The 7466-nt window shown below is 47.7% G+C and carries 6 protein-coding genes; 4 read left to right on the top strand and 2 right to left on the bottom strand.

What is annotated here, in order from left to right:
• Nucleotides 1-240 precede the first annotated feature (240 nt).
• Both ADA01nite_RS07760 and ADA01nite_RS07755 read left to right on the top strand, forming a co-directional pair.
• Nucleotides 241-459 carry a zinc ribbon domain-containing protein gene (locus ADA01nite_RS07760; protein ID WP_146809375.1) on the top strand — a complete coding sequence of 73 codons (219 nt, stop codon included), beginning with the start codon at nt 241-243 and terminating at the stop codon, nt 457-459.
• Nucleotides 460-516: 57 nt separating this feature from the next.
• On the top strand, nt 517-828 hold the full coding sequence (locus ADA01nite_RS07755) for a hypothetical protein (RefSeq protein WP_146809374.1): 312 nt from the start codon (nt 517-519) through the stop codon (nt 826-828).
• Between the two features lie 134 nt (nt 829-962).
• Here the strand turns inward: ADA01nite_RS07755 and ADA01nite_RS07750 are convergent, their stop codons facing one another.
• Entirely contained in the window at nt 963-2012 is a 1050-nt protein-coding gene (locus ADA01nite_RS07750) for an S-layer homology domain-containing protein (RefSeq protein ID WP_146809373.1), read from the bottom strand.
• Between the two features lie 517 nt (nt 2013-2529).
• A complete protein-coding gene (pdaA, locus tag ADA01nite_RS07745) occupies nt 2530-3309 on the bottom strand; it encodes a delta-lactam-biosynthetic de-N-acetylase (protein ID WP_146809372.1) in 780 nt (259 codons plus the stop codon).
• 357 nt (nt 3310-3666) lie between these two features.
• Between pdaA and helD the strand changes: the two genes are divergently transcribed.
• Nucleotides 3667-6030 carry an RNA polymerase recycling motor HelD gene (helD, locus tag ADA01nite_RS07740; RefSeq protein ID WP_146809371.1) on the top strand — a complete coding sequence of 788 codons (2364 nt, stop codon included), beginning with the start codon at nt 3667-3669 and terminating at the stop codon, nt 6028-6030.
• Between the two features lie 87 nt (nt 6031-6117).
• The gene (locus ADA01nite_RS07735) at nt 6118-7260 is read left to right on the top strand and encodes a glycosyltransferase family 4 protein (protein ID WP_146809370.1); all 1143 of its coding nucleotides are present in this window, start codon (nt 6118-6120) and stop codon (nt 7258-7260) included.
• The last annotated feature ends 206 nt before the right edge of the window (nt 7261-7466 follow it).

Genomic DNA, 7466 nt, shown 5'->3' with positions numbered 1-7466 from the left:
GGCGTTCGCCTTTTTCCACATTGAAGTCATTGTCTTGTTCTCTTCTCTCTTTTCCTTCGTACCACAAAAGTCAGTAGCCCTTCCTTCAATTTTCATGCCGGGGTTGTGGCTGAAACGCCATGGTGGTTTTCTGTGGAGGTAGTCATGAAGAATGTAAAAGGCTAAGAAAATACTGATATTGCAACTTCAGGAAATATAATCCGTATATAAAAGCAAGGATACAGAAGGAGAGTGAGTTATATGGAAGAGAACAAAAAGAAAAAAGGCTGCCCGAAATGCGGGTGTGAGAAAGTAAACCAAAGTGAAATTGCTACAACGGGAACAGGATTATCTAAGCTATTTGACATTCAGCATAATCAGTTTAAAGTCGTTTCCTGTGCCAACTGCGGTTATTCCGAGTTTTACAACATGAGAAGTTCCGGTGCTATGAATGTCCTTGACTTCTTTTTCGGAGGATAATCTAGAAGGAAAGAAATATAGGAGAAAATTTTGTTAAAGACAAAGGGGAGGATAAATATGGATTGGGATTTCCCTCTTGTTCTAACAATTGTAGTGCTTGGGGTTATCATCGTACTACCGGCCATTTCTTCATTAAAAGAAAGAGAATACCGTTGCCTGGTCTATACGGCTTTTAATAATAATGATTATTTTAAAGCAACGAGTCGCTTAAGAGCAGCCGGAATAAAATATGACATAAAAATCAGATTGAACTCAGGCTACCCTTCTCCTTCAGGCTATTCAACTTCGCATGATTATACTCAATACGATATTTACGTGAAGAAAGAGGAAGAGCATAAGGCTCAGCGTGCCATTCATGATCTGCACTAAGCCAATGAATGCTATCCCTTTATCTATAATGTGTCTTAAAAACAGCGGCAGGATGGCACTCTATATGGTAAAGATGCAATATAAAAGCACAGAAAGTCTAAAAACTTTCTGCGCTTGTTCTTCGCATCCTACACCTACAAATATCGTTTCACGCCGACGACGCGGTAGTGAGACAAATACCAGTCGATATCGTTGATCGTAACCTTGCCTTGGCCGCTGGCCGCATGCGCCATTCGCCCGTTGCCCATATAAATGCCGACATGCGAGATTTTGCCGCCGCCGGTGTCGAAGAATACGAGATCACCGGGTTCCATCGAGTTCACGGAAACGGCGGTACCTGTTTCGAACTGCTGGCTGGAGGTGCGCGGCAGATCAACCCCAAGGGAGCTGTATATATACTGTGTAAAACCGCTGCAGTCAAATCCTTTAGTCGTTGTGCCTCCCCAACGGTACGGCGTGCCAAGCAGCGGCTCGACTTTGCGCATTAATAGCTCATCGAGACGGGAATCCGTGCGGGAGGCTACCTGGCGCGTCGGTTCCGGCTTTGGTACGGAGCCGAATAACGCTTTCTGCAGAATGACTGCCGCTTCGGCCCGGGTCAGCTCTTTCTGTGGGTTGAAGACGCCGTCATCTCCCGAAAAAACTTGCTTCTGTGTAACCGCTTTTACGCTATCCACTGCCCAGTCGCTCACTTTGGATGCGTCCGAATACGGCAGCTTCTGGTCAGAATGAGAATAATTAAACGTGTGGGCGATAATAACTGCCGCTTCTTCGCGCGTAACCGGGCGTTCCGGATCGAAGCGGGTGTCCGACACACCTTTAACGATTCCCATTTGGTATGCTTTTTTGACTGTTTCGTAATACCATTTGTTTTCCGCTACATCGGTAAATGGAAAAGTAGGAATGATCCGTTCTCTATCCATTGCCCTTGATAGAATAGTAGCGAATTCCGCGCGAGTTACCTTCTGGTTTGGTGAGAAGGTCTTTGCGGTGGTGCCGTTGATGATTTCTTTCTCATACAGATTGTTAATGCTTCCTGCTGCCCAGGGCACGCTGGAAAGGTCCGTAAACGTACCGCTTGCTTGCGCAGCTTGGGGAAGAAACGGGGTAAGCCCGCCTGCCAAAGATACCGAAAGCAATCCTGCCATGACTGTCTGTCTAATCCCTGTTTTTTTGATTCTCATAGCCTCTTTCCTTTGTCTATTTTCTTGGTTATCTCTTTGATGCGTGAGTGTATGTATTGCATGTCTAGTCTTTTAATTGTTATGTAGGTGCATAAAGAAGACACCTCTAACAGTATAAGAAGAAATTATTAACAAAGTATGATCATCTTATGAATGTTTTGGACACAGTTCCCCACATTTCATTGGTAGGAATTTTTTGGATTTTTGTTTGGGGAGAATAGAAAAAGAACCGCAATCACTGCGGTCCTTTTTCTATGTATAGGAAAGTATATTTCGCTTTACAGCGATAAAGTGAAATGTATTTTCCCTCCATTCGTAAGCAAGGAAAAACACGCGAGGCGTGTGCCGACCGTTGCTTTTTCCGTGTGGAGCGTGTGGCCTGAAGGGAGGGAAAGACCGGCAATTGTCTCCCTCTTCGAGGTACCCGGATGTTTTGCCGGTCCGACCGAAGGGCCACAAAGCGGCCGCTTGTCTTCTGTGTGGAAAAAGGACGAGCGGCACCGCCCGCGAGTTTTTCTTACTGGCTTTTTGGCTTCAATTGTTCCAGGCTTTTAAATTCATACCCTTGTTTTCGCACTTCATCGATGATTTTTCCCAGGGCTTCCGCGTTATCTTTAGAAACAGAGTGAAGCAAAATAATCGCACCCGGGTGAAGCTGGGACATGAAACTGTCGTAGGCGTATTTCCAGCCCCGCTGAGCTCTGGTGTCCCAATCTTTATAAGCAAGGGACCAAAAAACATTTGTATATCCAAGCTGTTTGCTTACCGCAAGCATCCGTTCGCTGAAAATTCCTCTTGGGGGACGTAAAAAAAGAACCTCTTTTTGCCCGGTAACCTGTGTTACTGCCTCGGTCACTTTTTCCAGTTCTTCTTTTATCCGGCTATCCGAAATCTGGCTCATATCCGGGTGGCTCCAGGAATGATTTCCGATAATGTGTCCTTCCTTTACCATTCGCTTCAACAATTCAGGCTGATCGTTGACGTAATGCCCGGTGACAAAAAAGGTGGCGGGTACTTTTTTCTCTTTTAGCGTATCTAAAATCTTAGTCGTATATCCGTTCTCGTAACCGTTGTCAAAGGTGAGATAAAGCTCTTTCTTTGTCGTATCTCCTAAAAAAATGGCCCCGTGCTTTACAAGGATGTCTTTAAATCCTTCTTCATCGATGGAAGGCAGTTGACCGTTTTTACTCTTTTTGAAACCGAAGTGGTAAGGAGTTTCCCGATATCCCTCCGCGGAGTAAAACGGCAGCAAAGAGGCAAGCAAAACAAAAGCGATAAGGACGCTGAAGCGTTTCATGAGTAGACTCAACTCCCTGATATGTAACTTTTTACTGGAATCAACAGAAGTATTTTTCCAATAAGAATAGGAAGTTATGTGTTTCCGCTTAAAATATTCGTGAAAAAGAGCGGGAGAATGTTTGAAAGGAGTGAGGAATACAATAAAAAACGGAGGCGCTATGCGTGCCTCCGTTTTGCGTATGTTCTTCGGATACAATACACATATTGAACTTCATATAACCCCATGATAAAATGAGGAATGGTCAATAAGTTTTTATTATTTTTATACAAATATCACCCAATATTATAATATCATAAAAAAATACTGATGTCAAACCTATTGACCATAGAAATTTTTATAGATAGGAGTGGTCCCATGAGTAAGGCGGAACAGGATTGGCAGGAAGAGCAGCAGCGGGTCGACCGAGTGATCGATTTCATCGGAGAAAGAATGGTCGTTCTTCAGCAGCAGGTCGGCGAGATAAAAGCAGACGTTGTAGATATCCGTAAGAACTTCTGGGATGATGTGACTGCCAATTTCGAAGATGCGGTGGAGGCGGCGGAAACTGCTGCGAGCATCAAACAGCAGGCCGAAGTGCTATCGGAGAGGGAGCGCAGCCACCGGCTTGCCCACAACCAATTGACGACACTGGCGCGCCTGAAACGGTCGCCTTATTTTGGGCGAATCGACTTCAAAGAAGACGGAGAGCCGGGAACGGAACGCATCTACATCGGCATCGCTTCCCTTCTCGATGAAAACAATGAAGACTTTCTTATCTACGATTGGCGTGCGCCGGTGTCCAGTCTGTATTATGATTATCCTCCCGGACCGGCGCAATACGAAGCGCCTGGCGGTACGATTACCGGGGAGATGGAACTAAAGCGGCAGTACGTGATTCGTGAAGGCATCATCCGCAGCTTGTTTGACACGGGCGTAACCATCGGCGATGAATTGTTGCAGGAAGTGCTCGGCAAGCAGGCAGACTCGCAGATGAAAAGCATTGTAGCTACGATTCAGAAAGAACAAAATCAAATTATCCGCAATGAACGCAGCCGTTTGCTCATCGTACAGGGCGCAGCGGGCAGCGGCAAAACCTCGGCTGCTCTGCAACGAGTCGCCTATTTGCTGTATCGGTACCGTGAGACGCTACGGGCAGAGAATATTGTCTTATTTTCTCCGAATCCTATGTTCAACAGCTACGTCTCCACCGTCCTACCTGAACTCGGAGAGAAAAACATGCAGCAGACGACGTTTCAGGAGTATCTGGAGCTCAGACTGGGCAGAATGTTTCAGCTTGAAGACCCATTTGCGCAAATGGAATATACGCTTACGGCTGTGAATGAGCCCGATTATGCGGCACGCATGGAGGGAATCCGCTATAAAGCTTCCGGCGACTTCATGCAGGTGATTGAGAGATATGTCGAGTTTCTCGGACACGAAGGCTTGATTTTCAAAGATATAAAATTCCGGGATGAAGTGCTTGTTTCGAGAGAACGCATCAAGGAAGAATTTTATGGGTATGATTCGTCCCTGCCGATTCCGAATCGTATGAAACTGCTTGTCGATTGGCTGCTTGCAGAGCTGAAGGAGCGGGCACGCCTGGAACGAAGCAAACAGTGGGTAGAGGACGAGATGCAGTTGCTCGACAAAGAAACGTACGCAAGGACTCATGAGAAACTCCAGCGGAAAAAAAGATACACGGAGGACACGTTCGATGATTTCGAACGCGAACAAAAGCTGCTTGCCTCCGTAATCGTACAGAAACACTTCAAGCCGCTGCGTAAACGGGTGAAACGTCTTCGCTTTATCGATATGTCTGCCATCTATCGGCAGTTATTTGCTGATTCAGCCCGTATTCTTCCCTTCACCGCTGATGGAGGGCTGCCGCAGCACTGGGCGGCAATCTGCACGCAGACAGTGGAGCGCCTCGACCGATCGGAATTAGCATACGAAGATGCAACGCCTTACCTTTATTTGAAAGAGCGGATTGAAGGGTTTGAGACGAACACATCGGTCCGTCATGTATTTATCGATGAAGCGCAGGATTATTCGGCGTTCCAGTTCGCCTTTATTAAACGGCTTTTTCCACGCAGCAAAATGACGGTGCTCGGCGACTTGAACCAGGCGATTTATGCCCACACAGAGACCGGTACCGGATTTGCGCCGATGTCTTCCTTATATGACGCCGAACAGACGGAGACATACGTATTGAAGCGCAGCTATCGTTCGACGCGTCCGATTGTTGAATTCACACGCGGATTCATTGAAGGCGGAGAAGAGATTGAACCGTTTAACCGGGAAGGAAACAAACCTACTGTAACGCAGGTTGTTGACGAAGACGAACTTGCCGCAAGGGTTGCGGATCGCATCCGAGAACTGCAGACCGCCGGATACCGGACGATTGCGGTCATCTGCAAAACCGCTCGGGAAAGCAGGGAGGCGTATGAAGCGCTGCATAATGATATACCGCTTCGTCTAATCGGAAAAGAGACATCTTCTTTCGAGGCCGGTACGCTTGTCATTCCTTCTTATTTGGCCAAAGGTGTCGAATTCGATGCGGTTATCATTTATAACGGTTCAGAGGAACAGTATGGAAGGGAGGGCGAGCGCAAGCTTTTTTATACCGCTTGTACCCGGGCGATGCATGAACTGCACATTTATTGCGTCGGTGAGATGAGTCCGTTCATCTCCGCCGCCCCTTCAGATACGTATGTGAAGGAAAAAATAGGCATGGAATAAAAGATTCCAACTCATTTTCACTCACTTTCTGCTTCTGTACAAGAATACGATGTATTGGAGTATAGCAGCGAGAGAGGGGGAAGATTTTTGCGCATCCTTGTTATTTTGCCGGAGCAACTGCCGGTTCCGCCCATTCTGGGCGGTTCGGTAGAGACCTGCACACATAACATTTTCCGCAGAATGGCCGAGAAGGAACAAGTGACGCTAATCAGTCGGGCCCACCGCAACCTGCCTGCCCAAAGCGTATATGTGAACGGCAATTATCATATTATCCGCATTCCGAAGCGAAAGCGGCTGGATTATATCCGCGCCGCGCTCCGCCGGGTCAGACATCGTTCCTTCGATATAATCCAGATTGAAAACCGTCCTGCGTTTGTGCCGTATGTCCGGAAGATGTTTCCGCATACGCCGATCGTATTGTCCCTGCATTCCCTAACGTTTATGTCGGCGCTGGATCGGAAGAGGGCGAATGCGATTTTACACAAGGTCAACGCTGTTACGTCCGTCGTTTCGTTTGTATCGCGTACAATGAAGAAACGGTATCCGGCTCATGCCCGCAAATTCCATACCTGCATTCTTGGGGTAGATACATCTCAATTCCGCCCTTTTTCTTCAAGTGAGAAAGAGGTATTGCGGAAACAGTGGAAGGCGTCCGGCACATTCAACGTACTGTTCGTAGGCCGGATTGTTCACGGAAAAGGACTGCATACGCTTATACGGGCCGTTGCCCGCGTGAAGAAGAAACACCCGCGTGTTCGGTTGATTGTCGTCGGCGCCTCCTGGCCCGGTGTCAAACGGCAGACTCGTTATATGAAGCAGGTGCGCTCGCTGTCGCGTAAACTGCGTGTACCTATTCGCTTCACGGGTTATATTCCGCCGGCGCGTGTTCACCGCATGTATCACCTAGGGGATGTGTTCGTCTGTCCGACGCAATTCCGGGAAGGGTTTGCCACCGTTAATTCGGAAGCCATGGCCTCCGGAATCCCGGTGATTGCGTCCAATCGGGGCGGCATCCGGGAAGTAGTCGAGCACGGGGTAAGCGGGCTGCTGATTCGTGACTACAAAAGTCCGACCGCATTTGCCCGTGCCATTATGCGGGTAAAAAGCTCTCCCGAATTGGCCGCACGCTTGGCCAAAGGAGGCCGCCGGCGCGTGAAAGCGAATTTCAGCTGGATAAGTACAAGCAGAAGATTAAAAAAGGTATACGCCCGTATACAGCGCCATCCTTAAAATCATAAAGAGAAAGCAAAGAACCCGGATATGCCGGGTTTTTTGCTTAGTGTAGGAAAGTATGTGTTGCTTTATCACTATAAAGCGACACATACTTTCCCTCCATCTGTAAACCAGGAAAAACTCGCGAGGTGTGTGCCGACCTTTGCTTTTTCCGTGTGGAGCATGTGGCCCGAAGGGAGAAAAAGACCGGCAACGTCCGCGAG

The sequence above is a fragment of the Aneurinibacillus danicus genome, assembly GCF_007991215.1.
Taxonomy (GTDB): Bacteria; Bacillota; Bacilli; order Aneurinibacillales; family Aneurinibacillaceae; genus Aneurinibacillus; species Aneurinibacillus danicus.
The sequence above is the reverse complement of the archived record's forward strand: the minus strand, read 5'-3'. Positions and strand labels throughout refer to the sequence as shown.